This is a genomic window from Rubellimicrobium roseum, from assembly GCF_006152145.1.
GTDB classification, from domain to species: domain Bacteria; phylum Pseudomonadota; class Alphaproteobacteria; order Rhodobacterales; family Rhodobacteraceae; genus Rubellimicrobium; species Rubellimicrobium roseum.
Genome location: NZ_VDFV01000047.1, coordinates 1 through 26,241, shown reverse-complemented (window position 1 = coordinate 26,241; position 26,241 = coordinate 1). Strand labels below are relative to the sequence as shown.

Annotated in this window: 23 protein-coding genes and 1 tRNA gene; 17 read left to right on the top strand and 7 right to left on the bottom strand. The window is 69.9% G+C overall.

Annotation, left to right across the window (positions count from 1 at the left end; translation table 11 throughout):
- The first annotated feature begins 104 nt into the window (after positions 1 to 104).
- On the top strand, positions 105 to 485 hold the full coding sequence (locus tag FHG71_RS19180; protein ID WP_139083309.1) for a cytochrome c family protein: 381 nt from the start codon (positions 105 to 107) through the stop codon (positions 483 to 485).
- 4 nt (positions 486 to 489) lie between these two features.
- Here FHG71_RS19180 and gltX read toward each other — a convergent pair whose 3' ends face one another.
- Positions 490 to 1,821 (bottom strand): glutamate--tRNA ligase, encoded by a 1,332-nt coding sequence (gene gltX, locus FHG71_RS19175; protein WP_139083308.1) that lies wholly within the window; start codon positions 1,819 to 1,821, stop codon positions 490 to 492.
- A 61-nt stretch (positions 1,822 to 1,882) separates the two neighbouring features.
- Between gltX and FHG71_RS19170 the strand changes: the two genes are divergently transcribed.
- The 4 genes from FHG71_RS19170 (at position 1,883) to FHG71_RS19155 (ending at position 4,871) form a co-directional block, all read left to right on the top strand.
- Complete coding sequence (locus FHG71_RS19170) at positions 1,883 to 2,275, top strand: metallopeptidase family protein (RefSeq protein ID WP_139083310.1); 393 nt, start codon at positions 1,883 to 1,885, stop codon at positions 2,273 to 2,275.
- A 100-nt stretch (positions 2,276 to 2,375) separates the two neighbouring features.
- Entirely contained in the window at positions 2,376 to 3,299 is a 924-nt protein-coding gene (locus FHG71_RS19165; protein ID WP_139083307.1) for an MBL fold metallo-hydrolase, read from the top strand.
- A gap of 138 nt (positions 3,300 to 3,437) precedes the next feature.
- On the top strand, positions 3,438 to 4,385 hold the full coding sequence (locus FHG71_RS19160; RefSeq protein ID WP_139083306.1) for a 1-phosphofructokinase family hexose kinase: 948 nt from the start codon (positions 3,438 to 3,440) through the stop codon (positions 4,383 to 4,385).
- A gap of 96 nt (positions 4,386 to 4,481) precedes the next feature.
- Positions 4,482 to 4,871: a hypothetical protein gene (locus tag FHG71_RS19155; protein WP_139083305.1), complete on the top strand. Its 390-nt coding sequence runs from the start codon at positions 4,482 to 4,484 to the stop codon at positions 4,869 to 4,871.
- 35 nt (positions 4,872 to 4,906) lie between these two features.
- Here the strand turns inward: FHG71_RS19155 and FHG71_RS19150 are convergent, their stop codons facing one another.
- Entirely contained in the window at positions 4,907 to 5,842 is a 936-nt protein-coding gene (locus FHG71_RS19150) for an exosortase-dependent surface protein XDP2 (protein ID WP_139083304.1), read from the bottom strand.
- 548 nt (positions 5,843 to 6,390) lie between these two features.
- On the opposite strand from FHG71_RS19150, the gene FHG71_RS19145 reads away from it, so the two are divergent.
- Positions 6,391 to 7,992, top strand: coding sequence for an MORN repeat-containing protein (locus tag FHG71_RS19145; RefSeq protein WP_139083303.1), 1,602 nt, complete (start codon positions 6,391 to 6,393; stop codon positions 7,990 to 7,992).
- Positions 7,993 to 8,005: 13 nt separating this feature from the next.
- Here FHG71_RS19145 and FHG71_RS19140 read toward each other — a convergent pair whose 3' ends face one another.
- A complete protein-coding gene (locus FHG71_RS19140) occupies positions 8,006 to 8,671 on the bottom strand; it encodes an SDR family oxidoreductase (protein WP_139083302.1) in 666 nt (221 codons plus the stop codon).
- 226 nt (positions 8,672 to 8,897) lie between these two features.
- Between FHG71_RS19140 and FHG71_RS19135 the strand changes: the two genes are divergently transcribed.
- A complete protein-coding gene (locus FHG71_RS19135) occupies positions 8,898 to 10,460 on the top strand; it encodes a 2-isopropylmalate synthase (protein WP_139083301.1) in 1,563 nt (520 codons plus the stop codon).
- 173 nt (positions 10,461 to 10,633) lie between these two features.
- Here the strand turns inward: FHG71_RS19135 and FHG71_RS19130 are convergent, their stop codons facing one another.
- On the bottom strand, positions 10,634 to 11,881 hold the full coding sequence (locus FHG71_RS19130) for a hypothetical protein (RefSeq protein ID WP_139083300.1): 1,248 nt from the start codon (positions 11,879 to 11,881) through the stop codon (positions 10,634 to 10,636).
- Between the two features lie 445 nt (positions 11,882 to 12,326).
- On the opposite strand from FHG71_RS19130, the gene FHG71_RS19125 reads away from it, so the two are divergent.
- Genes FHG71_RS19125 through FHG71_RS19100 form a run of 6 tightly spaced genes read left to right on the top strand, consistent with a single transcriptional unit; the run spans position 12,327 to position 18,900 of the window.
- Positions 12,327 to 13,364, top strand: a complete 1,038-nt coding sequence (locus tag FHG71_RS19125) for a rod shape-determining protein (protein ID WP_139083299.1) — start codon at positions 12,327 to 12,329, stop codon at positions 13,362 to 13,364.
- Positions 13,365 to 13,382: 18 nt separating this feature from the next.
- On the top strand, positions 13,383 to 14,357 hold the full coding sequence (gene mreC, locus FHG71_RS19120; protein ID WP_139083298.1) for a rod shape-determining protein MreC: 975 nt from the start codon (positions 13,383 to 13,385) through the stop codon (positions 14,355 to 14,357).
- Positions 14,350 to 14,883: a rod shape-determining protein MreD gene (locus tag FHG71_RS19115; RefSeq protein WP_139083297.1), complete on the top strand. Its 534-nt coding sequence runs from the start codon at positions 14,350 to 14,352 to the stop codon at positions 14,881 to 14,883. The genes mreC and FHG71_RS19115 overlap by 8 nt, the downstream gene beginning before the upstream one ends.
- The gene (mrdA, locus tag FHG71_RS19110; protein ID WP_139083296.1) at positions 14,880 to 16,823 is read left to right on the top strand and encodes a penicillin-binding protein 2; all 1,944 of its coding nucleotides are present in this window, start codon (positions 14,880 to 14,882) and stop codon (positions 16,821 to 16,823) included. Before FHG71_RS19115 ends, mrdA begins: the two co-directional genes overlap by 4 nt.
- A gap of 12 nt (positions 16,824 to 16,835) precedes the next feature.
- Entirely contained in the window at positions 16,836 to 17,975 is a 1,140-nt protein-coding gene (rodA, locus tag FHG71_RS19105) for a rod shape-determining protein RodA (RefSeq protein WP_139083295.1), read from the top strand.
- On the top strand, positions 17,956 to 18,900 hold the full coding sequence (locus FHG71_RS19100) for a 2-hydroxyacid dehydrogenase (RefSeq protein ID WP_139083294.1): 945 nt from the start codon (positions 17,956 to 17,958) through the stop codon (positions 18,898 to 18,900). The genes rodA and FHG71_RS19100 overlap by 20 nt, the downstream gene beginning before the upstream one ends.
- Positions 18,901 to 18,909: 9 nt before the next feature.
- On the opposite strand, the gene FHG71_RS19095 is transcribed toward FHG71_RS19100, so the two are convergent.
- Positions 18,910 to 19,665, bottom strand: a complete 756-nt coding sequence (locus tag FHG71_RS19095) for an SseB family protein (RefSeq protein ID WP_139083293.1) — start codon at positions 19,663 to 19,665, stop codon at positions 18,910 to 18,912.
- Complete coding sequence (locus FHG71_RS19090; RefSeq protein ID WP_139083292.1) at positions 19,658 to 20,242, bottom strand: uracil-DNA glycosylase family protein; 585 nt, start codon at positions 20,240 to 20,242, stop codon at positions 19,658 to 19,660. Before FHG71_RS19090 ends, FHG71_RS19095 begins: the two co-directional genes overlap by 8 nt.
- 1,128 nt (positions 20,243 to 21,370) lie before the next feature.
- Between FHG71_RS19090 and kdsA the strand changes: the two genes are divergently transcribed.
- The 3 genes from kdsA to FHG71_RS19075 all read left to right on the top strand — a co-directional run bounded on the left by kdsA (position 21,371) and on the right by FHG71_RS19075 (position 22,897).
- Positions 21,371 to 22,219 carry a 3-deoxy-8-phosphooctulonate synthase gene (gene kdsA, locus FHG71_RS19085; protein ID WP_139083291.1) on the top strand — a complete coding sequence of 283 codons (849 nt, stop codon included), beginning with the start codon at positions 21,371 to 21,373 and terminating at the stop codon, positions 22,217 to 22,219.
- A gap of 58 nt (positions 22,220 to 22,277) precedes the next feature.
- Positions 22,278 to 22,352, top strand: a tRNA-Gln gene (locus FHG71_RS19080).
- Positions 22,353 to 22,690: 338 nt separating this feature from the next.
- Positions 22,691 to 22,897 (top strand): hypothetical protein, encoded by a 207-nt coding sequence (locus FHG71_RS19075; RefSeq protein ID WP_139083290.1) that lies wholly within the window; start codon positions 22,691 to 22,693, stop codon positions 22,895 to 22,897.
- Between the two features lie 301 nt (positions 22,898 to 23,198).
- Here the strand turns inward: FHG71_RS19075 and FHG71_RS19070 are convergent, their stop codons facing one another.
- Complete coding sequence (locus tag FHG71_RS19070) at positions 23,199 to 24,197, bottom strand: aldo/keto reductase (protein ID WP_139083289.1); 999 nt, start codon at positions 24,195 to 24,197, stop codon at positions 23,199 to 23,201.
- Between the two features lie 109 nt (positions 24,198 to 24,306).
- On the opposite strand from FHG71_RS19070, the gene FHG71_RS19065 reads away from it, so the two are divergent.
- Positions 24,307 to 25,212, top strand: a complete 906-nt coding sequence (locus tag FHG71_RS19065) for a LysR family transcriptional regulator (RefSeq protein WP_139083288.1) — start codon at positions 24,307 to 24,309, stop codon at positions 25,210 to 25,212.
- The last annotated feature ends 1,029 nt before the right edge of the window (positions 25,213 to 26,241 follow it).

Below are 26,241 nucleotides of genomic sequence, written 5' to 3'. Positions count from 1 at the left end.
AAGCTTCAGCGCCTTCATCTCCTTGGCAGCCACCGTCATCCGACTGAGGTGAACGTCAACAAGCCCTAGGATCGCGTCGCGACCCCCTGCGATGGAGCGGCCACATGCGTCATCTCTGGATCATCGGCCTCCTGGCCTGCGGCGCGGCTTGGGCGCAGCCGCTGCCCGATCGGCAAATGGAGCCCCTGCCCGAGCCCGGCGACCCCGCACGCGGACGGGAACTCGCCGGCGCGCTCTGCCGCGACTGCCACGTCTCTCCGCCCGGCGCCGACGCCTCCGAGCGCGAAGCCCCCGGCCGTCTCCCCTTCCCCGAAGGCGTGCCTCTGCCCTTCGAGGACATCGCCAACACCGCCGGCGTGACCGAGCCCGCGCTCCTTGCCTGGCTCTTCACCTCGCATCCGACGATGCCGGACATCGTCGTGAGCCCGCAGGAAGCGCGGGACCTCGTCGCCTACATCCTGAGCCTGCGCGAGCAGGAGCTCTGACCCGTCAGGCCTCGACCTTCAGCGACGGCCTGACCTGCAGGAGCGGCATCAGCGCGCCCATGTCCGGCCCGGCGTCCCGCCCGGTGACAAGGCGGCGCAGCGGCTGGAACAGCCCCTTGCCCTTGCGCCCCGTCGCGGACTTGAGCCCGTTCGTCCACTCGCCCCAGGTCCCCGGCCCGTAGGGCGGCTCGCCCAGATCCGCCAGCGCCTGCCCGACGAACTCCCGGTCCTCCTCGGCGACCACGCCCACGCCGCCCTGCGACAGCACCCGCCACCAGTCGGCGATGTCGGAGGCCTTGGCCACGTTCTCGTGCAGCACCGCCCAGAAGGCCGCGTGCAACTCCTCGGGCACCCCGGCCTCGCGCAGCACAGGCGCGACTGCCTCCACCGGCTTCGCCGCCAGCGCGCGCTGCGTCAGCGGCCACAGGTCCTCCGCGTCGAACTTGGTGGGCGCCGCGCCGAAGCTGTCCAGCCGGAAGCCGTCCACGACCTCCCGCACGCTCGACCGCAGCTCCACGGGATCGGACGACCCGAGCCGCGCCATCAGCGACAGCACCGCCATCGGCTCCACCCCCTGCCCGCGCAGGTCGCGCAGGGACAGCGTGCCCAGCCGCTTCGACAGCCCCTCGCCCTGCGGCCCGGTCAGCAGCGAATGGTGCGCGAACTTCGGCGGCTCGGCCCCCAGCGCCCGGATGATCTGGATCTGCGTCGCCGTGTTGGTGACGTGGTCCGCCCCGCGCACGATGTCGGTGACCGCCATCTCGCTGTCATCCACCGAGGACGCGAAGGTATACAGCCACTGCCCGTCCTCTTTCTGGATCACGGGATCGGACACGCTTTCCGCGTCGATGGAAATCGGCCCGAGGATGCCGTCCTCCCACTCGATCCGGCCCGGATCGAGGAGGAAGCGCCAGTGCGACGGCCGCTCGGCCCGCAGCTTCGCCTTCTCCTCCTCGGACAGCTTCAGCGCCGACCGGTCATAGACCGGCGGCTTGCCCATCGAGAGCTGCTTCTTGCGCTTGAGGTCCAGCTCGGTCGGGGTCTCGAAGCATTCGTAGACCCGCCCCGCCTCCACGAGCCGCGCCTTCGCGGCCTCGTAGCGGTCGGTGCGCAGCGACTGCCGCTCCTCGCGGTCCCAGGTCAGGCCCAGCCACGCAAGGTCCTCCTTGAGGCCCTCGACATATTCCTCCTTCGACCGCACCGGATCGGTGTCGTCGAGCCGGAGGATGAAGGTGCCTCCCTGCTGTCGCGCGATGGCGTAGTTGAACAGCGCGGCGCGCAGGTTGCCGATGTGGATCCAGCCGGTGGGCGACGGGGCAAAGCGGGTGACGGTCATGGCGGCCTCCTTGGGCCACGGCCTCTTTCACGCGACGCGGCTTTTGTCCATATCAGCGCCCATGGACCACATCGCCCCAAGCTGCGACGAGATCGAGGAGCTCGCCCGCGAGACCGTCGCCAACCTGCCCGCCGCCTTCCGCGACGCGGCACAATCCGTCGCCATCCGAGTCGCCGACTTCGCCCCCGACGAGGTGCTGGAGGAGATGGAGATGGAGCCCTTCGACCTCACCGGCCTTTATGACGGCGTGCCGCTGACGGAAAAGTCGAACTGGGACCAGCCCACCGGGCCGGACACCGTGTGGCTGTTCCGCCGCCCCATCCTCGACGAATGGGCGGAACGGGGCAACGTCACGATCGCGGACCTTGTCCATCATGTGACGATCCATGAATTCGCCCACCATTTCGGCTGGTCCGACGACGACATCGCCGCCATCGACCAATGGTGGCACTGACGGCGGCTTCGTGCCGGAGCGAACAGTTCCTGTGCGCGGCGGCTCGTGGCGGAATGGCGCGCCCGGCCTAGGTTCCCTCCGAAAACAAGGGAGGCCACCCATGAAGCTGAACCGCCGCCATGCGCTCCTCGCCGGGGCCGCGCTGCCCCTCGCCGCGCCCGCGTTCCTGCGCGCACGGCCCGCCGTCGCCCAAGACGCCTCGGCCGCCACGCCCTTCCCGCTCTCGCGCCAGTTCAACCTCGGGGACATGAAGGTCACCGCCCTCCTCGCGGGCTCGGGCCAGCAGGAGAACCCGCACGAGATCTTCGGCCTCAACGTCGACCAGGCGACCTTCGATCAGGTCTCGCAGGAGAACTTCATCCCCGCCGACCGCAGCATGGGCTTCTTCACCCCCACGCTGGTCGACACCGGCAACGAGCGCATCCTCTTCGACACCGGCATGATGGCCGGGGGGCTCCTCCAGGCCATGCAGGACGTGGGCTACGCGCCCGAGAACGTGACCCATGTGGTCCTGACCCACATGCACCCCGACCACATCGGCGGGCTCACCGACGACGCGGGCAACCCGACCTTCCCCGAGGCCGCCTACGTCACCGGCCAGACCGAGTTCGACCACTGGGCCGGCCAGAACGACGAGATGTTCGAGGCCAAGGTCCGCCCCTTCGCCGAGCGCATGACCTTCCTCCAGCCCGAGGGCTCGGTCGCCTCGGGCATCACCGCGGTCGAGGCCTTCGGCCACACGCCGGGCCACATGGCCTACATGCTCGAAAGCGGCGACCGGCGCCTGCTCCTCACGGCGGACACCGCCAACCACTACGTCTGGTCGCTCCAGAACCCCGACTGGGAGGTGCTCTACGACGCCGACAAGCCGCAGGCGGCCGAGACGCGCCGCCGCATCCTCGGGATGCTCGCCTCGGATCGGACGCCGATGCTGGGCTACCACATGCCCTTCCCCGCCGTGGGCTTCGTGGAGCAGGACGGCGAAAGCTTCCGCTGGGTGCCCCACAGCTACCAGCTCGTCTGAGCCCCCGGCGAGGGGGCTCGCCCCCCTCGCCTCCGGCATGTCCGCCCGCCGATGAGCCGAAGCCGCCCCCGATCTCCCCGCCCATTGCATCAGCCACGGGCGCCCGGCATGGTCGCCGCGACTTCCAAGGGGCAGCCCATGCGCGACATCCTCACCGTGACCCTCAACCCGGCGCTCGACTTCGCGACCCAGGTCGACAGCGTCGTGCCGGGCGTCAAGCTCCGCTGCGCCCCCGCGCGCACCGATCCCGGCGGCGGCGGCATCAACGTCAGCCGCGCCATCGCGCTCCTGGGCGGAACCTCGCGCTGCCTCGTGGCGCTGGCGGGCCGCAACGGCGAGGCGCTGGCCGATCTCCTGCGCGCCGCCGGCATCGACCTCATCACCCACAAGGCCCCCGGCGAGACGCGCTCCTCCCTCTCGGTGCGCGACGAGAAGCGGGGCGAGCAGTACCGCTTCATGCTGCCCGGCCCCGCCTGGGCCCCCGCCGACGTGATCGAGGCCGAGCGTTCGATCCTCGACTCCGCCCGGCCCGGCGGGCTCGTGGTGATCTCGGGCACCATGCCGCCCGGCGTGCTGCCCGACCTCATCCCCGACCTCTGCGGCAAGCTGCGCGAGAAGGGTTGCGAGACGGTCGTGGACACCTCCGGCCCGCCGCTCTTCTTCATCGCCCGCGCCAAGGGGCCCACGCCCGACTACCTCCGCATGAACCAGGAGGAGGCCGACGACCTCGCCGGCCGCAGGCTCGCCAGCCTCCAGGACAGCGCCGACTTCGCGCAGTCGCTCGTGCGGCGCGGCGTGGCGCGGCTGGTGATCGTCGCCCGCGGCCCCGAGGGCTCGATCCTGGCCACCGAGACGGAGCGGCTCCATTCCCGCGCCGCCGACGTGCCCGTGCGCAGCAAGGTCGGCGCGGGCGACACCTTCGTGGGCTCCTTCACGCTGGCCATCGCGCGGGGCGAGCCGCTCGAGGAGGCGCTGCGCCGCGGCGTGGCCGGGGCCGCCGCCGCCGTGATGACCGAAGGCACCGCGCTCTGCCGGCGCGAGGACGTGGAACGGCTGCTCGAGCTCTGCCCGACCGGGCCGCTCTAGGCAGCCTCACGGCTCCGTCAGGGAACGCCGGGCGCACTTCGCGGCTTTGGGGACGACGCCGGCGCGTCCGGCCCCAGCCGCAAGGAGGCCCCGCCCATGACGACCCGCCCCATGCCCCGGACCGACCACGATCACCCGGCCACGCTGATGGCGCGGGGGCTCGGCTGGTTCTCGATCGCGCTCGGCGCGGCCGAGCTTCTCGCTCCCGGCTCGATCCGCCGCAGCGCCGCCGTCCCGGTCTCGGACCCCATCGTCCAGACCTACGGCGCGCGCGAGATCGCGACCGGCGTGGCGCTGCTCGCGGCGGAGAAGCCCGTGCGCCTCGTCTGGGGCCGCGTCGCCGGGGATCTCCTCGACATCGCGACCCTTCTGCCCGGCCTCAACAGGAACAACCCCGGCCGCGACGCCACGGTGGCGGCCCTGGGCTTCGTCCTCGCCGCGACCGCCACCGACCTTGCGGTGGCGATGCAGGGCGACCGCGCCTGAAATCCACCCCCGGCGCGGACCGCCCGTCCGGGGCGTCAGGCCTTCCGCCGCCGCCGCAGCAGCGCGAGCGCGCCCATCGCGCCGGCCAGCAGCGGCAGGCTCGCGGGCACCGGCACGAGCGCCGGCGTGAAGCGCGTGGGATCGGCCGAGGCCAGGAACATGCCGTTGAGGTCGGCGCCCTTCGCCCTCACCTTGAGCCCATAGACTGTTGTGCCCGCGGCGAGGCCGAAGTCATTGAGGTCGAATCCGCCGAAGCTCAGCAACTGCGGCGAGTCGATCTCGACGGTGTTGACGAGGATCTTGCTGCCACTCCAGTAGGTATCGCTGCCCACCTTTACTTCGTTGGAGTACTCGGGATTGCCGAAGGTTCCGCCGATGATCGCCTGGACCCAGATGTTCGCGTCGTTGCCGTTGCGCTCGACGAACAGAAGCTCGGGGGTGATGTCGGGATCGCTCGAGTCGTCGTTCAGCCCGTTCGCGAACAGGAGCTTGAAGCTGTACTCTTGGTTGTCCTCGCCATCCGACATCTCGGTCAGGCTGCGGCTGTTGAAGGCGTTGAGCAGCGCCGCGTCCTGAATCGCCGGAGTGACGGACTCCCGCTCCGTGGCAGTCGGAGCCTGGCCCGCGATGACGCCGGCCTTGGCGAAGGGATTTGAGTCGCCGTCCGAGGCTGTGTCCTTGTCGCCGTATTCGGCGTTGATGTGGGCCCGACCCGTCAGCACCTGGAAGCGCTTGACCGCGCTGAAGGAGGCGGCGCCGCTGATCGTGGTGGAGCCGAAGGTGATCGAGTCGAGCAGCACGTCGTCTGTGTAGACGGTGCCGGCGGTGGTGCTGGTGCTGGCGGCGGCGCCTGTCGGGACCGTCACCGTGACGGCGGTCGGATGGATCACGGCGGCGTTCGCCACGCTTGCAAAGGTCGCGACAGAAGCGGCGGCCACAACTGCAAGTTGATTCACAAGCTTATGTTTCAACTTAAAAATCTCCTACTGCGACGAACTCTCCGTCGCGCTTCCGCGATGACGACCCACTTGGGCCTCTTCATGACATTGGAGAGGCTTTGCCGAGCCTCGCCGGGGTGTTGCGCGAAGCGGGGGAGGACCGTTCGGTACTGTCAGAAAGCGTTAACCCTCGCCTGCCAGTCTGTCCCTCGCGACGGGTGCCGGAACACAGGCTCCGCTCCGCGCCCCCGGTGCCCGGCCCTTCAGGGCCGATGAGAACCGCCCGCCGGGTGCCATGCTCCTTGAGGACCGGGACGGGGTCCGCTGGTGCCATGCCAGCCGCCGCGCGTCGAGGACGCGCCCCCGGCCCGCGGCGGAGTGGCGTCCCGCGGGCCGCTCCCGGGCGCGACCGCTGTGGCAGGCGGTGACGGCCCGGAACCCTGCGACGGCGTCCTCGTCCTCCCCTCCGGGGATCGACCGGCAAGCCTCACCTCGCGCCCTTGCGTTCGCGCCCCTCGTTGTCACCCCCGGCCCCGGACTGTAGGGTGCGGCCCTGGGGCAGGACCAACGGACGGACGACCATGCGGGCCATCGGCATCACTCTGGCATTGGCGCTCCTGGGCACGCCCCTCCTCGCCCAGTCGGTCGAGACCAAGCAGTACGAGGACGGCGGCATCTACGAGGGCCAGTTCCTCAACGGCCGCCAGCATGGCCAAGGCACCTACCGCCTGCCCAACGGCTACGAATACAGCGGCGAATGGTTCGAGGGCGAGATCCGCGGCACCGGCCGCGCGACCTACCCCAACGGCTCGGTCTACGAAGGCCGCTTCGCCCGCGGCAAGCCCGAGGGCGAGGGCCGCATCAGCTTCGCCGACGGCGGGGCCTACGAAGGCGGATGGGCCGACGGCAAGATCTCGGGCCGGGGCGTCGCCACCTACGCCAACGGCGCCCGCTACGAAGGCGAGTTCCAGAACGGCCTGCACCACGGCCAGGGCACGCTCGCCTCGGCCGACGGCAGCGCCTACGAGGGCCAGTGGGTCAACGGCGTCGAGCAGGGCCGGGGCCGCGTCACCTATCCCGACGGCACGGTCTACGAGGGCGACTTCGCCGACGGCGACCGCGAGGGGACCGGCACGCTCACGCTTCCCGACGGGCTCGTCTACGAGGGCGAGTGGGTCGATGGCCGGATCGAGGGCCAGGGCGTCCTGACGCAGGACAACGGCGACCGCTACGAGGGCACCTTCGTGAACGGCCAGCGCCAGGGGACCGGCAAGGCCACCGCCGCGGGCGGCGACGTCTACGAGGGCGAGTTCCACGCCGACCGCCGCCACGGGACGGGCACCTTCACCGGCGCCGACGGCTACGTCTACGAGGGCCAGTGGGTCGAGGGCCGGATCGAGGGCATGGGCAAGGCCACCTACCCCGACGGCTCGGTCTACGAAGGTCCGTTCCGCAACGACCTCGCCGACACGACCTGCCCGGCCCCCGCCGAAGGCTCGGACGCCGCGCCCGCCTGCGCCCCCACCCTCGGCCGGATCACCTACGCCGACGGCTCGACCTACGAGGGCGGGTGGACCGAGGGCCGGATCGAGGGCCAAGGCAAGGCCACCTACGCCGACGGCACCGTCTACGAAGGCGCCTTCGTCGATGCCCGCAACCACGGGCGCGGCCGGATGACCCACCCGGACGGCTACGTCTACGATGGCGACTGGGAGGGCGGCCAGCGCCAGGGCCAGGGCACCGCGACCTACCCCGACGGCACCGTCTACGTGGGCGGCTTCCAGGCCGGCCAGCGCCACGGCACGGGCCGAATCACCATGCCGGACGGCTTCACCTACGAAGGCGAGTGGGCCGAGGGCCAGATCAGCGGACAGGGCGTGGCGACCTATGCGAACGGCGACGTGTACGAGGGCGCCTTCGCCAATGGCCGCCGCCACGGCCAGGGCACGATGCGCTACGCGAGCGGCGTCGTCGAGACCGGGCTCTGGCAGGATGGCGTCTTCGTCCCCGAAGGCACCGCCCCGGCGCCCGCCGCCGAGACTACCCCGCCCGCAGCGCCCACCGCCTCGCCCGAGACCGCAACGCCCGACATCCCGGTCGGGGCCGACACGCCGGACGCCCCCGCCGCGGCCGCGCCCGATGCTCCACCCCCGGCCGAGGCTCCGGCGTCCGGCACCAACTGAAGGCGGGCGGACCCTACCAGGGCACCTCCCGTCCCTCGTGGTCCCAGAAGCGCCCCGTCTCCTCCGGCGTCAGCCGCTCCAGCACCGACAGCAGCCGCCGCGCCGCCTCGCCGGGCTCCAGCTTGTCATGAGCCGGCGTGTAGGCCGCGGTGAAGGGCGTCGCCACCGTCCCCGGATGCAGCGAGGCCACCACCGCCTCGCGATGCGTGCGCGCGAGTTCGATGGCCGCCCCTCGGACGATCTGGTTCAGCGCCGCCTTCGACGCGCGGTAGCTGTGCCAGCCCCCCAGCCGGTTGTCCCCGATCGACCCCACCCGCGCCGACAGCACCGCCAGCACCGACCGCCCCTTCCGGGGCAGAAGGCGGGCCATGTGGCGCAGAATCAGCGCGGGCCCGATGGCGTTCACCTGCATCACTTCGGCCATGGTGGCCGCCTCGACCGCCACCATCGCCTTCTCCGGTCCCCGCCCCTCGGGCGCGAGGACGCCGGTCGCCACCAGCACCGCGTCGAAGGTCCCCTCGATCCCCGCCATGACCCGCTCGACAGAGCCGGGGTCCCGCAGGTCCAGCCCGTCGCGCGCCCGCGACAGCCGCACGACCTCCGCCCCGTGCCCTTCCAGTGCCGCTGCCAGGGCAGCCCCGATGCCGCCGGACGCCCCGATCACCAATGCCCTGTCCATGACCGCAAAGCTAACCACATCAACGAGGCGAGCAAGGCCCCTCCCGGCCGGATCGAATCGGCAAAGCCTCTTTCCCCTTCCGACGGATGCCGTTATGGTCCGGCCTCATGACGCCGCACGCCGTCCTCCTTCTCCTTAGCCGCCTCTGAGCGGGCCGTTCCGGCGCCGCCGCTCGGAGGGGTTCACGGCGCTGGAAGCAGGAGAAACCCCCAAGGGAGCGCACGTCATGCCCCAGACCGACCGCGTCAAGATCTTCGACACCACCCTCCGCGACGGCGAGCAGTCGCCCGGCGCCACCATGACCCACGAGGAGAAGCTGGAGATCGCCCAGCTCCTCGACGAGATGGGGGTGGACATCATTGAGGCCGGCTTCCCCATCGCCTCGGAAGGCGACTTCAAGGCCGTGAGCGAGATCGCCCGCGCCACCCGGAACGCCAGCATCTGCGGCCTCGCCCGCGCCAACTTCAAGGACATCGACCGCTGCTGGGAGGCGGTGCGCCACGCACGTCACCCGCGCATCCACACCTTCATCGGCACCTCGCCGCTCCACCGCGCGATCCCCAATCTGGACAAGGACCAGATGGCCGAGCGCATCCACGAGACGGTGACCCACGCCCGCAACCTCTGCGAGGATGTCCAGTGGTCGCCCATGGACGCGACGCGGACCGAGCACGACTATCTCTGCCGCGTGGTGGAGATCGCCATCAGGGCCGGCGCCACGACCATCAACATCCCCGACACGGTGGGCTACACCGCGCCCCGCGAAAGCGCCGCGCTGATCGCCATGCTGCTCGAACGCGTGCCCGGCGCCGATGCCATCACCTTCGCGACCCACTGCCACAACGACCTCGGCATGGCGACGGCCAACTCCCTCGCCGCCGTCGAGGCCGGGGCGCGTCAGGTCGAATGCACGATCAACGGCCTGGGCGAACGCGCGGGGAATACCGCGCTGGAAGAGGTGGTCATGGCGCTGAAGGTCCGCCATGACATCCTGCCCTTCCGCACGGGCATCGACACGACCAAGATCATGAACATCTCGCGCCGCGTGGCCACCGTCTCGGGCTTCCCGGTCCAGTTCAACAAGGCCATTGTCGGCAAGAACGCCTTCGCGCACGAATCGGGCATCCACCAGGACGGGATGCTCAAGAACGCCGAAACGTTCGAGATCATGCGCCCGCAGGACGTGGGGCTCAACGACACCAACCTCGTGATGGGCAAGCACTCGGGCCGGGCCGCGCTGCGCGCCAAGCTCAAGGAGCTGGGCTTCGACCTCGCGGACAACCAGCTCAACGACGTGTTCGTGCGCTTCAAGGACCTCGCCGATCGCAAGAAGGAGGTCTTCGACGAGGACCTCATCGCGCTCGTGCTCCAGAACGACGCGAGCCAGGACCGCCTGAAGCTCAAGCACCTGCGCGTCATCTGCGGCACCGACGGCCCGCAGAAGGCCGACATCGTGCTGGAGATCGACGGGCAGGAGCGCAGCGCCACCGCCACCGGCGACGGCCCCGTGGACGCGACCTTCAACGCCGTGAAGTCGCTCTTCCCGCACGGCGCGACGCTCCAGATCTACCAGGTCCACGCCGTCACCGAAGGCACCGACGCCCAGGCGACCGTCTCGGTCCGGCTGGAGGAGCAGGGACGCATCAGCACCGGCCAGTCCGCCGATACCGACACGGTGGTGGCCAGCGCCAAGGCCTACATCAACGCGATCAACCGCCTGATCGTGCGGCGCGAGAAGACCGCGCCCGGCGCCGACACCAAGACGGTCAGTTACCGCGACGCAGGCTGAGGCGCGGCGTCACTCCCGACGAAGCCGCGCGCGGCGGCGACGGGGCGGGCCCTGCCGGACAGGACCCGCCCCGGTCGTCACCCTCCGGATCGGAGCGATGGCCTGCCGGAACGGTCCCGTTCCGGCGGCAGACCGGGCCGGACTCCACCCGGCCCGGACCCGTCAGTAGCCCTTCACTGATCGGCGGGTTGCGCCTCGCCTTCGGCTTCCTGTTCACCGGCCGTCAGTTCGGAGTTCTCGACGTCAAGACCACCTTCGGCGTCGGCCTGCGGTGCCTCGGCACCCGCCTGCTGCTGGCTCTCCTGCCCGGCCTGCTGGATGGTGACGGTGGGCTCGCCGGTCTGGCTGAACTGCACGTCAGCCTCGCCGACCTGCTCAACGGTGACGTTGGGCTCGGCCTGCTCGAACTGGACCACCGGCTCCTGCTGCTGGACCTCGACCTGGGCCTCGCCCTGCGGCTGCTGCAGTTGCACCTGGGCCTCGTCAGATTGCTCGATCTGCACGTCCGCCTGCCCGTCGCTGCCTTCGGCCTGCTGGATCTGCACCTGCGGCTCGGGTTGCTCGACGCGAACGGTCGGCTCCGCCTGACGCACGCTGACCTGCGGCTGCGGGTTGCTGACCGCCACCTCGGGATCGGGCATCGTGATGATGATTTCCGGCGGCGACTGCTCGATCGTGATGATCGGCTGAGGCACCTGCACGCGCACGTTCGGCGGCGACTGGCGGACGAGCACCTGCGGCTGCCCCTGGTTCACCGTGACCTGTGGCTGCGGGTTGGTGACCGTCACCTCGGGCGGCTGCTGCGTGACCTGCACCTCGGCGTCGGGCTGCACGACCACGATCTCCGCGGTAGCGACTCCGCCGCCTTCGACCTGCTGCCCGCTGTCGAGCTGCGCGAGTTCCGCGCTCGCCTGCTGATAGAGGGTCTGGCACTGGGCCGCATCACCGGCTTGGATGATCCGCTCGGCCTCGACAATCCACTCCTCGCGAAGGCGATCGACCTCCACGACCGTCAGGCTCTGCAATTCCTCGCAGCCCTCCTCTCCGGTCCCGGCGCCCACCTGAGCCGTCTGGGTGTCGGTTTGGGCCGGCTGCTGGCCGACCTGGGCCGTCTGCGCTCCGGTCTGGCTCCCCTGCGCACCGGTGTCGAGCTGCGCAAGCTCGGTCAGCGCCTGATCGTAGAAGACTTGGCATTGCGCCTCGTCTCCCTGATCGACGGCAGGGCGGGTCTGCTCGATCCACTCCTCGCGCAGCACGTCGGACTGCTCCGTGTAGAGGGTCCGAAGAGCCTCGCAGCTCTGGCCCTCGGTCGCGAGACTTTCGGCCGACTGGGCGAAGGCAGCAGGCGTCAGTACCGTCGCCCCCAGAAGGCCCGCCATCGCCGAAGTCAAAAAGGTCCTGTTCATCCGCGCTTTCCTCATCAGAAATACCATCTCCTAGGGTAACCGCGTGCCGCCGCGATGGTTCACGAAGCTGTGCGCTTGAGGGCGGCCGGGCGGCCGACCCGGGCCGCCTCGAAATCACGTCCGCACGGCTCGCCCATGCTCCGCCTCGGCCACATTAAACCTTCCGATTCATGCACTTGGCAGGACGCGTCCCGAGGCGGCGGTCTCGGCGGAGACGGAGGCCAGCAACACCTCCGCCGTGCACAAGTTCGGGAACTAACGGTACCGGAGCGGTCGTCCCGCTCTCGGGACCGACGCCAGCGCGGACGAGCGGTCGCGCCCGCGCCCGCAGGGTCATGGCGGAATTGCGCCAAACGAACCCGTGATGCGCCCTTTCGCGTCAAACCCCTTACGCCTATAAGCGCGGCGGCCCGACCGGCAGGCATCCGGGCCCAAGGGGAATTTCTGGAACGGAGCGGCCATGTTCGGCTTGGGTAGCCTATTCTCGTCCGACATGGCGATCGACTTGGGGACTGCCAACACGCTGGTCTACGTCAAGGGTCGGGGCATCGTGCTCTCCGAGCCCTCGGTCGTCGCCTATCATGTGAAGGACGGCGTCAAGAAGGTGCTCGCCGTGGGCGAGGACGCCAAGCTGATGCTGGGCCGCACGCCCGGCTCCATCGAGGCGATCCGGCCCATGCGCGAAGGCGTCATCGCCGACTTCGACGTGGCCGAGGAGATGATCAAGCACTTCATCCGCAAGGTGCATCGCCGGTCGGGCTTCTCCAAGCCCAAGATCATCGTCTGCGTCCCGCACGGCGCCACGCCGGTGGAGAAGCGGGCGATCCGCCAGTCGGTCCTGTCGGCCGGCGCCCGCCGCGCGGGCCTCATCGCGGAGCCCATCGCGGCGGCCATCGGGGCGGGGATGCCGATCACTGATCCGACCGGCAACATGGTCGTGGACATCGGCGGCGGCACCACCGAGGTGGCGGTCCTGTCGCTCGGGGACATCGTCTATGCCCGTTCGGTCCGCGTCGGCGGCGACCGCATGGACGAGGCGATCATCTCCTACCTGCGCCGCCAGCATAACCTGCTGGTCGGGGAATCGACCGCCGAGCGGATCAAGACCTCCATCGGCACGGCGCGGATGCCCGATGACGGGCGCGGCCAGACCATGATGATCCGGGGCCGCGACCTCCTCAACGGCGTCCCCAAGGAGACCGAGATCTCCCAAGCGCAGGTCGCTGAGGCGCTGGCCGAGCCGGTGCAGCAAATCTGCGAGGCGGTGATGACGGCGCTCGAAGCGACACCGCCCGACCTCGCGGCCGATATCGTGGACCGGGGCGTGATGCTGACCGGCGGCGGCGCGCTGCTCGGGGAACTCGATCTCGCCCTGCGCGAGCAGACGGGCCTCGCCATCTCGGTCGCGGACGAGAGCCTGAACTGCGTGGCGTTGGGGACCGGCAAGGCGCTTGAATACGAGAAGCAGCTTCGCCACGTCATCGACTACGACAGCTAATCGGATCGAGGGGGCGCGATGCCCAGGGACCGCGATCGGGGCGAGGAGTTCACGAGGCCTCTCCGCCGCCTTCTGGTGGCGCTCTTGGTGCTGACGTGCTTCGCGCTGTTCCTGCTCTGGCGCATCGACTCGCCGCGCGTCGAACGGCTGCGCGCGCAGGTCGTGGACGCGGTGGTCCCACGGCTCGAATGGATGATGGCGCCCGTCACCGGCGTCGTGAAGCTCGCGCAGGACGTGCGCAGCTACGACCGCATCCACAAGCAGAACCTGGAACTGCGGCGCGAGCTCCAGCAGATGATGGTCTGGCGCGAGGCGGCCCTGCGGCTGGAGCAGGAGAACGCCAAGCTGCGCGACCTCAACAACGTCTCGCTCGACCCTGCGCTCACCTACATCACCGGCACGGTGATGGCCGACTCGGGCAGCCCCTTCCGCCAGTCGGTGCTCCTCAACGTCGGCGGGCGCGACGGCATCATCGACGGCTGGCCCACCATGGACGGCATGGGGCTCGTGGGCCGCATCTCGGGCGTGGGCCAGACGACGAGCCGGGTGATCCTCCTCACCGACACCTCCTCGCGCATCCCTGTGACCGTCGAGCCCTCGGGCCAGAAGGCGATCCTGACTGGGGACAACAGCCTGTATCCCGTCCTCGACTTCCTCGAGGATCGCGACCGGGTCGCGCCCGGCGACCGGGTGGTGACGGCAGGCGACGGCGCGCTCTTCCCGGCCGGCCTCCTGGTGGGTCGGGTGGCCGAGGGCACCGACGGCCGGCTGCGCCTCCGGCTCGCGGCCGACTACGAACAGCTCGAGTTCGTGCGCGTCCTGCGCAGCCCCTTGGTCGAGGCGATCCGCGACTCCGGCGGGCTGATCGTCCCCACCGAGGGCATCGAGCCCCGCCCCGAGGACCTCGAGTTCTTCGGCCCCCCGCCACCGCCGGTCGTGCTGATGGGCAGTTCCGCCGCTCCGGCGGCCGAACCGGGCCCCTCCGGTGACTGAGGGGCGTGGCGCCTGGCCGGGGCGCATCACCTACCTTTTGCTGGCCTTCGTGCTGCTGGCGGCGCCGCTCCTGCCGCTCAACACCGTGCCGCGCCCCTATGCGACCCCTGACGTCCTTCTCGCGGTCACGGCCGCCTGGGCGGCCCGCCGGCCAGACACCCTGCCCGCGCCGGTGGTCATGGGCGTTTTCCTCCTGGCGGACTTCCTGTTCCAGCGGCCGCCGGGGCTTTATGCCGGCCTCGTGCTGATGATGACGGAATGGCTCCGCCGCCGCTCGCTCCGGCTGCGCAAGGGATCGTTCCTGGGCGAATGGGTCGCGGCCGGAACGGGAATCGCCGCCGTGGGATTGGTCAACCGCGCGGTTCTCGCGCTCGTGATGACCCCGCAGCCGCCCTTGGGGCTGACGCTCATCCAGGTGATACTGACCCTGGCGCTCTACCCGGTCGTCGCGGGGGTCGCGCATGTGGCGCTGGGCCTTCGCCGGCCCGCGCAGGGCGAGGTGGACGCATTGGGGCACCGGCTATGAGACGACAGCGCACCGACACCTCCGAGGTCTGGCCCCGCATGACGCGGCGGGCGATCCTGCTGGGCACCGCGCAGGTCGGGCTCATGGGGCTCCTGGGGTGGCGGATGAAGCAGCTCCAGATCGACCAGGCCGACGAGTTCCGGCTCCTGGCCGAGGAGAACCGCGTCAACATGCGGCTGATCCCGCCCGCGCGCGGCCTGATCTTCGACCGCAACGGCGTGGCCCTGGCCACCAACGAGCCCGTCTATCGCATCGTCATCGTCCGCGAGGCGGCCGGCGACCCCGGGGAGGCGCTGGCCAGGCTCGCCAAGGTCATGCCGCTCGAGCCCGGCGATATCGCCCATACGCTGGAGGAGATGGACCGCGTCGCCTCCTTCGTGCCCGTGACCGTCAAGGACCGCGTGAGCTGGGATGACGTGGCCCGCGTGACCGCCAACGCCCCGGCGCTGCCCGGCATCACCGCCGAGGTCGGTCTGTCGCGGCACTATCCGAACGGCCCCGAGACGGCGCACGTGGTGGGCTACGTGGGCCCCGTCAGCGACTACGACCTGTCGCTGATGGAGGACCCAGACCCCCTGTTCCAGATCCCCAAGTTCCAGTTCGGCAAGACCGGCGTCGAGGCCAAGCTGGAGGATCGCCTGCGCGGCAAGGCCGGCACCCAGCGGATCGAGGTCAACGCCGTCGGCCGCGTGATGCGCGAGCTCACCCGCGACGAGGGCACGCCCGGCACGGACGTGCAGCTCACCCTCGACGCGCACCTGCAATCCTACGTCGAGGCGCGCATGGCCGGGGAAAGCTCGGCCGCGGTGGTGATCGACTGTACGAGCGGAGACCTCCTTGCGGTGGGCAACGCCCCGACCTTCGACCCGAACCTCTTCGTGCGGGGCATCTCGGTCGCGGACTGGACGCGGCTCAACGAGGACATCTACCGTCCGCTGGCCGCCAAGGCCGTGCAGGGCGCCTATCCGCCGGGCTCGACCTTCAAGATGGTCACGGCGCTGGCGGCCATGGAGTCGGGAGCGGTCTCGCCCGAGGACACCTTCTACTGCCCCGGCTTCACCGAGGTCTCGGGCACACGCTTCCATTGCTGGAAGCGCGGCGGCCACGGCAACGTCAACTTCCACGACAGCCTCAAGTACTCCTGCGACTGCTACTACTACGAGGTCGGCCAGCGTGTCGGCATCGACCAGATCGCCGCCATGGCCCGCAAGCTGGGCATCGGCATCCGTCACGACGTGCCCATGTCCGCTGTGGCCGAGGGGATCGCCCCCGACCGCGACTGGAAGCGCGTCCATCACGACGACGATTGGCGCGTGGGCGACACGGTCAACGCATCGATCGGGCAGGGCTACGTGCTGGCGACGCCTCTCCAGCTCGCGGTCATGACCGCCCGCATCGCCACGGGGCATGACGTGACCCCGCGCCTCATCAAGACCGTGGACGGGGTCGAGCAGCCCTCGGGTCTGGGCGCGCCTCTGGGCCTCAACGAGAATCTTATGCGCCGCGTTCGCGCGTCGATGTTCGACGTCGTGAACTCCGAGCGCGGCACGGCCCACAAGTCGCGCATCATCGCCGAAGGGATGCAGATGGCGGGCAAGACCGGCACGAGCCAGGTCCGCCGCATCACGGCCGAAGAGCGGGCGCGCGGCGTCACCTCGAACGAGGACCTGCCCTGGGAACGGCGCGACCACGCGCTCTGGGTCAACTTCGCCCCCTTCGACAATCCGCGCTTTGCGGTGGCGGTGGTGGTGGAGCATGGTGGCGGCGGCTCCGCCGCGGCTGCGCCCATCGGGCGGGACATCACGCTCCAGGCGCTTTACGGCGGCTTTCCCCCGCTCGAAGCCTATCCCTCCGACCGCCGCGAGGAGATCGCGCAGATGCAGGGCCGGATCCGGGCGATCATGGAAGGCTGGTCCGTGCCCGCTCTGGAACGGGCCTGAGAGGAGCTGCGCGTGAGCTATCTCGATTATCAGGTCAAGTATGTCCCCTCGGGGCTGCGCAAGCTGCTCTACGTGAACTGGCCTCTGGTGCTGCTGGTCACGGCCGTCTCCTGCATGGGCTTCATCATGCTCACCTCCATCGCCAGTGGGCGGATGGATCTCTGGGCCGAGCCGCAGATCCAGCGCTTCGGGCTGGGCTTCGTGCTGATGATGATGGTGGCGATGACCCCCATCTGGGTCTGGCGCAGCACGGCCTGGATCGCCTACCTCGTCTCCCTGGGCCTCTTGGTCCTCGTGGAACTCGTGGGCGAGGTCGGCATGGGCGCGCAGCGCTGGATCGACATCGGCCCTCTGCGGCTCCAACCCTCGGAGGTCTCCAAGATCACACTCGTGCTGGCGCTGGCGGCCTACTACGACTGGCTGCCCGCCCGCCGGGTCTCCAACCCGATCTGGCTCGTGCCGCCGCTCCTCCTGATCTTCCTGCCGGTGGTGCTGGTCCTGGCGCAGCCGAACCTGGGGACCGCGGTGCTGATACTGGGAACCGGGGGCGCGGTCCTGTGGTGCGCGGGCGTGCACTGGGCCTACTTCGCGGTCGTCTTCGGCTCCATCGGTGGCGCGGTCTATGCGGTCTTCGAGACTCGCGGCACGCCCTGGCAGTTCCTCCACGACTACCAGTACCGCCGGATCGACACCTTCCTCGACCCGTCGCAAGACCCGCTGGGGGCGGGCTACAACATCACGCAGGCCAAGATCGCCCTGGGATCGGGCGGCTTCACGGGCAAGGGCTTCATGCAGGGGACGCAGTCGCGGCTCAACTTCCTGCCCGAGAAGCACACGGACTTCATCCTCAACACGCTGGCCGAGGAGTTCGGCTTCCTGGGCTCCTTCGCGCTCCTGTTCCTTTACGGGCTGATCCTGCTGTTCCTGTTCACGGCCGCGATGCAGTGCCGGGACCGCTTCTCGCAGCTTCTCATCCTGGGGATCGGGGTGACGTTCTTCCTCCTGTTCGCGGTGAACATGCTGATGGTGATGGGCCTTGCCCCGGTGGTCGGCGTGCCGCTGCCGCTGGTGAGCTACGGCGGCTCGCAGCTCCTCGTCCTCCTTATTGCCTTCGGCCTCGTGCAGAGCGCGCATGTCCACCGACCCCGCTAACGTTCTCTTCGCCGCGCCCGCCCATCTATGGGCCGCCTACCGCGGGGCGCTGCCGCGCGCCTTCGCCGACGCTGGGGTGGACGTCCGCCTGTCGCCCGACCACGCGCCCGAAGCCGTGGACTGGATCGTCTACGCTCCCGGCGGGCCGGTGTCGGACTTCTCGCCCTACACCCGGGCCAAGGGCGTCCTGAGCCTCTGGGCCGGGGTCGAGCGGATCGTGGGGACCGTGCCCGCGCATCTCCCCCTCGCCCGCATGGTGGACGACGGACTGCGGCAGGGCATGGTCGAATGGGTTGTGGGCCATGTCCTGCGCCACCACCTCGGCCTCGACCAGCACATCCGGCATCAGGACGGCACCTGGCGGCACGCCCCGCCCCCGCTCGCCTCCGAGCGCCCCGTGACCCTCCTTGGCCTGGGCGAACTGGGCCTCGCTTGCGCCTTGGCTCTCTCCGCCATGGGCTTCCCCGTGACTGGCTGGAGCCGTCGTCCCAAGGACGTGCCGCGCCTCGTCCGCTGCCTTGCCGGGCCGGACGGCCTCACCGAAGCGCTACGCGGTGCCGGGATCGTGGTCCTCCTGACCCCGCTCACGCCGGACACCGAGAACCTGATGGACGCTGTCCGGCTCGCGCTTCCTCCGCGCGGCTTCGTCCTCCTCAACCCCGGACGCGGCGCGCTGGTGGACGACGCGGCGCTGCTGGAGGCGCTGAACGCGGGCCAAGTCGGCCATGCGACGCTGGATGTGTTCCGGCAGGAGCCCTTGCCACCCGGCCACCCCTTCTGGGCGCATCCCCGCGTCACGGTCACGCCCCACATCGCCGCCGAGACGCGCCCCGCGACCGCCGCGCGTGTCATCGCCGAGAACGTCCGTCGCGGCGAGGCCGGCCTGCCGCTTCTCCACCTCGTTGACCGGGCGGCGGGCTACTGAGGCCCGCGCCTATCGCAGCCGGGGCGGCCCTGTCGGGGGCTCCATCGGGTCCACCATGTCGAAGCGCAGCGCCACCCGGGCGATGCGCTCCAGCACCGGGTCGCCCTCGTCCAGGAAAGTCACGTCGAGCCGCACCCCGTCCGACCCCGACAGAGCCACGGCCGCGTTGATCCCGGCCGCCAGCGGCTCCTCGGCCCCCGGCCGCGCGCCCACGAAGGCCAGGAGATGCCCGCGCGAGCCGTCCGACCAATCCACGGCCGCGAGCCATGCTGCAGTGGCCAGCCCTTCCCCCTGCGCGAGGCGCCGGTCGAGCGCTGTCAGCAATCCTGCCGGCAGCCCCTTGGGCGGATGGAGAGCGAGCGGCCGCGCCTCGACCCGGCTCGGCCCCCCGGCGAGGTTCCGCGCCAGCCAGTCGAGCGATTCGGGCGCGACCAGCAGCGGATCGGCCATTCCCTCCAGATGCAGCGCGAGCCCGACGCCCTGCCCGTCCAGCATCTGCGACAGCGCCAGACCCGACAGCGTCGCCGTGGGCCGGGGCGCCCCGCCCGCGAAGGCCGCGACGCTGTCATGCGCCACGACATGGGGCACGCCACCCGCCTCCACCGTCTCGGGCGTCACGTCCTCGCTGCCGGGCTCCGCCTCGCCTTGAAGCGGCAGCACCAGCTCGGCCCCCGACAGGACCTCGTACAACCGCAGCCGCGCCGCGTCGTCCTCGGGACGCAGCAGGAACAGCTTGGCGGCGCGCGCGAGCGGCGTTTCAGGCATCGAGCACCTCCCGCACCCGGGCGCGCAACGCGGGCAGCACCTCGGCGGCAAACCAGGGGTTCTTCTTCAACCATGCGGTGTTCCGCCAGGACGGATGCGGCAGGGCGAACACCGCAGGGGCATGGTCGCGCCAGTTGCGCACCCGTTCGGTCACGGCGCCCCGGCCTAGGTGCCAGGCCTGCGCCGTGCCGCCCACGACCAAGGTCAGCTCGATATCGGGCAGCGCGCCCATGGCCTCGTTCCTCCAGGTCTGGGCGCAGACGGCCGGCGGCGGGATGTCCGAACCCGCGGCGTCGTAGCCCGGAAAGCAGAATCCCATCGGTACGATGGCGATCCGGGACTTGTCATAGAACTCCTCCTCGCTGACCGCCATCCACTCGCGCAGGCGCTCGCCCGAGGGGTCCCGGAACGGGATGCCGGACTCGTGCGCCCGTGCCCCCGGCGCTTGGGAGGCGATGAGGAGCCGCGCGCCCGGCTGGAACCACACAACCGGGCGAGGGCCGTGCCGTGTCGCGGTGGCGGCGAAGCGGGGCGCGCAAAGACGGCAGGCCGCGACCCGTTCCCAAACAGGCGCCATTCCGACCATCCGTGCCCCGCAGGTCCCGAAGCCGGAAGCGAGCCCCGGCCCATCCAGCTCTCGCCCCCGCCGCGTTGGCGCGCGCGCGCGCGAGAAAGAAGCCGCTTTCATCTGAGATGTCTTCACAAGTGCATTGCTCCTCATGATCGGCCGAGCGCCCTTTGCCCCTCCGGGACCAAATTCGGAGCCTCCTGCCGGCACCCGGTCCCGGGAGTGGCCAGCCTTGTACGACCACTTCGGCGGAGACTGATCTATGCCGCCGCTGGGGCCATCGCCACGCACAGGCCGATGTCCCACCACGTCGTGAACTGCATGCGCGTAGACCTCGTCCCTGTCATCGCCTCAGCAGAGGTCTGCGAAGGTCCCAAGGCTGGATAGCGGCAGCGGCTGGCTCCGGTGCCTCTTCCAGCCAAGTCGGCCTCGGGCGGCCCAACAGATTTCCCAATTCGCCTAAGATCTTAGGGCCAGGGAAAGCACCAGGTGTCCTGCTTGATTGGCGACCCGGCCACGGCGGCGCGACACGGCGAGAGGACGCACCGGACCGTCGTCCCAAGGACAGGGCCGGCCCTCTGTCGTCCCACAGCGTCGGCGCGCGGGCGCCCTTGTGGCCCGCATCTCCGGGCCAGGGGGACGCAGTGGCTTGTTGTCTGTTGTCTGCATCCCGGCCGCCGCTCTGGCCACGCCCGCGCCCCGTCAGTATCGGTTGAAGGCTCCAGGGCGCCTCCTAGCCCAGCCTTCCGCGGAGCGGCCGGTCGGGACCGGCGCCTCGCCGGACGCTCAGGACCGGGCTTCGGGATCGTACGGCCCAAGAGGGTCGCGGAGCGGACCTTCGCCCGGGCATCGGTCGCCACCGCCGGCTCGCCAGAGCCCACGCGCTCCGCGCCCCAAGCTCGGACACGCTCATCTCGTCGCCGCCTGCATCTTCCGGTCTACGCGCCTCCAACATCACCGTGGCGCGAGAGGCGGCTGGCGTAGCCGTTCCAAAGAAGAGACACTGGACGGTCGCACGCCCCAGAGATCGTGAAACTCAGGGCTCCGCAGCAACCCGGCGGTCCTACAGACGGAGTGGCCGCGTGACGCCACTTCCCCTCCGCGTTAGAGCGGCGAGGCCAAGGAAAGGACCCGACCATGAGCCAAGCCCCCCAGCGCGTCGTCCGTCTGCGCGACGTCGAGATCGGCAACGACCGGCCGCTCGCCGTGATCGCCGGCCCCTGCCAACTTGAAGGGCGCGACCACGCGCTCCGCATCGCCGAGACCATGGCCCGCGCCTGCGCCGACGCGGGCGCCCCCTTCGTCTTCAAGGCGAGCTACGACAAGGCGAATCGCACCTCCCTGTCCGGTCGCCGGGGACTGGGCATGGAAGAAGGCCTCCGCATCCTGTCAGACGTGCGCGATGCGGTGGGCTGTCCCACGCTGACTGACGTACATGGTCCAGACCACTGCGCCTCCGCCGCCGAGGCTGTGGATATCCTTCAGATTCCAGCCTTCCTTTGCCGCCAGACCGACCTCCTCCTCGCGGCGGGCCGGACAGGCGCGGTCGTCAACGTTAAGAAGGGGCAGTTCCTTGCTCCCTGGGACATGGCCAACGTCGCTCAGAAGATCGAGAGCACTGGCAACGACCGGATTCTGCTGACCGAGCGCGGCGTCTCCTTCGGCTACAACACGCTGGTGACGGACATGCGCGGTCTGCCGATCATGGCGCGCACGGGCCATCCGGTGGTGATGGACGCGACCCATGCCGTGCAGCAGCCCGGTGGCCAGGGCACCTCCTCGGGCGGCCAGCGCGAGTTCGCCCCCGTGCTTGCCCGCGCGGCCGTTGCTCTGGGGATCGCCGCCGTGTTCATCGAAACCCACGAGGACCCCGACCACGCTCCGTCGGACGGGCCCAACATGATCCCGCTCGACCGGATGGGGGCGCTGGTGGCCTCCCTCATGGCCTTTGATCGGCTGGCCAAGGCCGATCCGTTGCGCGTCTAGTTGACGCAAGGTGGGGGTTGCGCCCGTCGGCGGGTCACGTTATTTCCCGCCGCACGGATGGGGCGTCGCCAAGTGGTAAGGCAGCGGTTTTTGGTACCGCCATTCCTAGGTTCGAATCCTAGCGCCCCAGCCATGCACCACCGAGAAACCAAAGAAATAGTGCTTTCTCCCAAGTCTGGAGAAGCCGAAGTGTCATGCCCCTCGCCAGTTGTGACATAGGGTGTGGCACACGCCATGTCACAGGCCACCTTGCGCCCTCGGACCTGCCGCCGGCCGCAGCGACGCCCGCCGGGGCCCTACCTCGAAATCTGCGGCCGGACCTACTACTACCGCCGGCGCCTGTGTGCCCCGGTGGCCACACTTTGCGACCGTCCGTTTCTGTGCCTGTCCCTTCGAACCGCTCTTCTGCCCGAGGCGATGAGGCGGGCTGTCCGTCTTTTCGCCGCCCAAGACGAGGCAGAACGACAGATTATGAGCGAAACGGCCATCAAGAGCCTGACGGCGGCGGAAACCCGGGTGATCCTTGCGGAAGTGCTCCGGCGCGCCCTGTGGGACATCCTCGAGGAACAGGCGGCGCCCCTGCGCCCCACCAACGCGGAGATCGAGACCCGCATCCAGGAGCTCGAAAGCGAGATCAAGGCTCTCCGCCGCAATGCGCGTCGGAATGATGCTTTCTGAGCGCGAGCCGCTTAGTGTCATCCCGAAAGGTCCAGTGGTCCTTGGCCTTCTCGGCCCCGCGGCCCAAGCCTGCTCGTGCCGCTAGGTAGGTGCATCGCCGATATCAGCGACAAGGCTCCGACGCCGATCCAAGAACATGATGGCTCAGCGCGGTGGACACTAGAGGCATGGAACGAGCCGCTCCAGAGCACCTGCCCTCTGCACATCACGGATTGTTTGCGCGATGCCTCAGGGTCCGACCGGAGATCAGAGCAGTCCAGCCGGCGAGGTCGGAAGGGCTGCTCTGACGTCTCGTTCCCCCTCACGCGCCTCGTCGTTCGCTGTCGAGCATGGCCATCTGGGCCGCCGGGTAACGCTCGCCTTGGGCCACGCCCTTCGGGATGGCCGCCTCAACCGCCGCGACCAGTCCGGCAGCCGGGTCGACGCGGAGTGCGCCCAGCGCCTCGTCCAGACGCGCCCGGGTGCGCGCACCGACCAAGGGGACGATATCGTCACCTTTGCCCAGCGCCCAAGCGATCGCCGCCTGGGCGGGTGTCAGGCCAAAGCCCTGCCCCACGTCTCGCAGGCGCTCCGCGAGACCGAGGTTCGCGTCGAGGTTCCCGCCTTGGAACCGCGGGCTGTGGGCGCGGAAGTCGCCCGGGCTCGCGATCCGGGGCTTGTGGCCGCTCATCAGTCCCCGCGACAGGACGCCATAAGCCGTCACGCCGATCCCCAGCTCGCGCGTGACATCGAGGATTTCGTCCTCGATCCCGCGCGAGATCAGCGAATACTCGATCTGCAGGTCTGCGATGGGGTGAACCGCCGCCGCGCGCCGAATCGTCTCCGGCCCGACCTCCGACAGGCCGGCATGGCGCACGTACCCAGTTTGAATCAGGTCGGCGATGGCGCCTACAGTGTCCTCGACGGGCACGTTCGGGTCGAGGCGCGAGGGACGGTAGATGTCCACGTGATCCACGCCCAGGCGCCGGAGCGTGTAGGCCAGCGCCGTCTTCACGGCCGCGGGCCGCGCGTCGTACCCGAGCCAGCTTCCGTCGGGGCCGCGCTGGGCTCCAAACTTGACGCTGAGGACCACCTCGTCGCGCGAGCGCCCCCGCAGCGCCTCGCCGATCAGCATCTCGTTGTGGCCCATGCCGTAGAAGTCTCCCGTGTCGATCAGGGTGACACCGGCATCGAGGGCGGCCCGGATCGTGGCCAGGCTCTCGGAGCGGTCCGCCGGTCCATACATGTCCGACATGCCCATGCAGCCCAAGCCCAGGGCGGAGACCTGCGGTCCGGTGGTTCCAAGCGTGCGCGTCTGCATTCGATCATCTCCATGGCCGGCACCGCGCCGGCAATGGCCCGGATTTACGCCGCAACTAGCTTTCGGATAAGCGGAGCAATACGGAACGGGGCGTACGACAGGACGAACAATGAACCGACTACCTCTCGACGCGCTGGACGCCTTCGCGGCTATCGTCCGGCACGGGAGCTTCCGGCGCGCGGCGACGGCGCGGGGGGTTTCGGCCTCGACGCTCAGCGACGGCCTGCGGGATCTGGAGGCGCGGCTGGGCGTGCGGCTCCTGCACCGGACCACTCGCAGCCTCGCCCTGACCGAGGCGGGCGCCGCCCTTCTGGACCGGCTGCAACCGGCCTTGGGCGAGATCGCCGCGGCGCTGGACGTCGCGCGCTCGACGCAGGCCGAGCCGGCGGGCACGCTGCGGATCAACGCCCCCACGCCCGCCATCGAGCTCGTGCTCGCGCCCCTGGTCGCCGATTTCCTGGCCCTGCACCCGGCCGTGCGGCTCGAGGTGACGGCGGAGACCTCGCTCATCGACATCGTGGCCAAGGGCTTCGACGCCGGCGTGCGCTGGGGCGAGCACTTGGCGCAGGACATGGTGGCCGTGCCGATGGGGCCGCCGCAGCGCTACGTGGTTGCCGCCTCTCCCGGACTCGTGGACCGGCTTGGCGCCCCCCGCGAGCCTGCCGACCTTCTCGGCCTGCCCTGCCTTCAGATCCGCTTCGACAGCGGCGCGGAGCCGCCCTGGGAATTCGCGCGCGACGGCCAAGTGGTGCGGCTCTCGCCGCCGGCGCGGTTGGTGTCGGGCAACGTCGCCCTTCTGATCCGGGCGGCGCTGGACGGAGTAGGGTTCGTGGCAACCTTCGACGGGTATGTGGACGAACACTTGGCGTCGGGGCGGCTCGTCAGCGTGCTCGACGATTGGTGCGAGACCTTCCCGGGGCCGTTCCTCTACTACCCGAGCCGCCGCCAGCCCCCGTCCGCCCTGCGGGCCTTCGTGGACTTCCTGAAGGCTCGACGGCGTGAGCAAGGGTGGTGAGAGGTGGATCACCTCTGAGAGGGAGCGCTGGGCTCGGGGCTCTGGCCATCTGCCTCTCAGGGGTGGGGAGACGATTGCAGTGTCAGTCTCACTTCTTCGCAATGATCGTATGCTGGACCGTGTTGTTGTACGCGGAAGCAACTGCTCGATCAGGTGCTTTCCAACCCGGAAGGCGTGTCAGGAAACCAACTGTCCAGCATATCCACTCGGCCAATATCCTGACATGCACATCGGGTACGCTCGCCGCTGAACCGACGGCCAGAATATGAAGCTGCAGCCGATATCCTCTCCCGGGCGGGATGCGAAAGGGTATCGGAAGAGAAGGAAAGCGGTCAGGCGGGCACCAGGCGCCCGGCTTTGGTGGCGGCGCTGGCATTCCTGCGCCCAAGGACCAGCCGGTGGCCTGAAAGGCGGACCCGCTGGTGCGCTCGCATCGGGAGATGCCGGACACCGCCCCCCGGCTTCAGGCGCAAGGGAAAGGCCGCGCTCCCTCACGGGGGTCCTCCTGGACAGCCAGACGCCCACGGGCCGGCTCCTGTTCGACGTCTTGAGCCCCATCGCCGAGCACGTCCAGGAGTTGAACCGAGAGCGCCCCCTGGAAGGGCTCAGGGGCGCAGCAGCCCGGGGCCGCAAGGGCGGGCGCCGCCGCAAGCTCTCGAACGAGGACCATACGGTCGCGTGCGTCTCACGGACCGATCCAGTTCAGTGCCGCAGATGGTCGGGCGCCCGGGTGCAAGCCGGGCCACCTTTCAGGCCCACGTTCCGGAGGCGAGGACATGGAGCGTACGATGAACGACGCCGAGCCGCTCGACCTCCTGGACCGTTGAGCCGCGCGACCGCCCGGCCCGCTCCCGGCTGCGCTCGCGATAGGACCTCTGTACTTTGATCAAGAGGCACGTTGAGAGTTCTGATGTCGCCACTGCCGGCTCAAGTCATCCTGAGACAGCCACGGCATTACACTAGGGCTTGTTGACGTTCACCTCAGTCGGATGACGGTGGCTGCCAAGGAGATGAAGGCGCTGAAGCTTT

Bases quoted from the DNA above. Each gene is read 5' to 3' on its own strand.
- FHG71_RS19180 (WP_139083309.1), top strand. From the start codon at position 105: ATGCGTCATCTCTGGATCATCGGCCTCCTGGCCTGCGGCGCGGCTTGG.
- gltX (WP_139083308.1), bottom strand. From the start codon at position 1,821: ATGACCGTCACCCGCTTTGCCCCGTCGCCCACCGGCTGGATCCACATC.
- FHG71_RS19170 (WP_139083310.1), top strand. From the start codon at position 1,883: ATGGACCACATCGCCCCAAGCTGCGACGAGATCGAGGAGCTCGCCCGC.
- FHG71_RS19165 (WP_139083307.1), top strand. From the start codon at position 2,376: ATGAAGCTGAACCGCCGCCATGCGCTCCTCGCCGGGGCCGCGCTGCCC.
- FHG71_RS19160 (WP_139083306.1), top strand. From the start codon at position 3,438: ATGCGCGACATCCTCACCGTGACCCTCAACCCGGCGCTCGACTTCGCG.
- FHG71_RS19155 (WP_139083305.1), top strand. From the start codon at position 4,482: ATGACGACCCGCCCCATGCCCCGGACCGACCACGATCACCCGGCCACG.
- FHG71_RS19145 (WP_139083303.1), top strand. From the start codon at position 6,391: ATGCGGGCCATCGGCATCACTCTGGCATTGGCGCTCCTGGGCACGCCC.
- FHG71_RS19140 (WP_139083302.1), bottom strand. From the start codon at position 8,671: ATGGACAGGGCATTGGTGATCGGGGCGTCCGGCGGCATCGGGGCTGCC.
- FHG71_RS19135 (WP_139083301.1), top strand. From the start codon at position 8,898: ATGCCCCAGACCGACCGCGTCAAGATCTTCGACACCACCCTCCGCGAC.
- FHG71_RS19130 (WP_139083300.1), bottom strand. From the start codon at position 11,881: ATGAGGAAAGCGCGGATGAACAGGACCTTTTTGACTTCGGCGATGGCG.
- FHG71_RS19125 (WP_139083299.1), top strand. From the start codon at position 12,327: ATGTTCGGCTTGGGTAGCCTATTCTCGTCCGACATGGCGATCGACTTG.
- mreC (WP_139083298.1), top strand. From the start codon at position 13,383: ATGCCCAGGGACCGCGATCGGGGCGAGGAGTTCACGAGGCCTCTCCGC.
- mrdA (WP_139083296.1), top strand. From the start codon at position 14,880: ATGAGACGACAGCGCACCGACACCTCCGAGGTCTGGCCCCGCATGACG.
- FHG71_RS19100 (WP_139083294.1), top strand. From the start codon at position 17,956: ATGTCCACCGACCCCGCTAACGTTCTCTTCGCCGCGCCCGCCCATCTA.
- FHG71_RS19095 (WP_139083293.1), bottom strand. From the start codon at position 19,665: ATGCCTGAAACGCCGCTCGCGCGCGCCGCCAAGCTGTTCCTGCTGCGT.
- FHG71_RS19090 (WP_139083292.1), bottom strand. From the start codon at position 20,242: ATGGCGCCTGTTTGGGAACGGGTCGCGGCCTGCCGTCTTTGCGCGCCC.
- kdsA (WP_139083291.1), top strand. From the start codon at position 21,371: ATGAGCCAAGCCCCCCAGCGCGTCGTCCGTCTGCGCGACGTCGAGATC.
- FHG71_RS19075 (WP_139083290.1), top strand. From the start codon at position 22,691: ATGAGCGAAACGGCCATCAAGAGCCTGACGGCGGCGGAAACCCGGGTG.
- FHG71_RS19070 (WP_139083289.1), bottom strand. From the start codon at position 24,197: ATGCAGACGCGCACGCTTGGAACCACCGGACCGCAGGTCTCCGCCCTG.
- FHG71_RS19065 (WP_139083288.1), top strand. From the start codon at position 24,307: ATGAACCGACTACCTCTCGACGCGCTGGACGCCTTCGCGGCTATCGTC.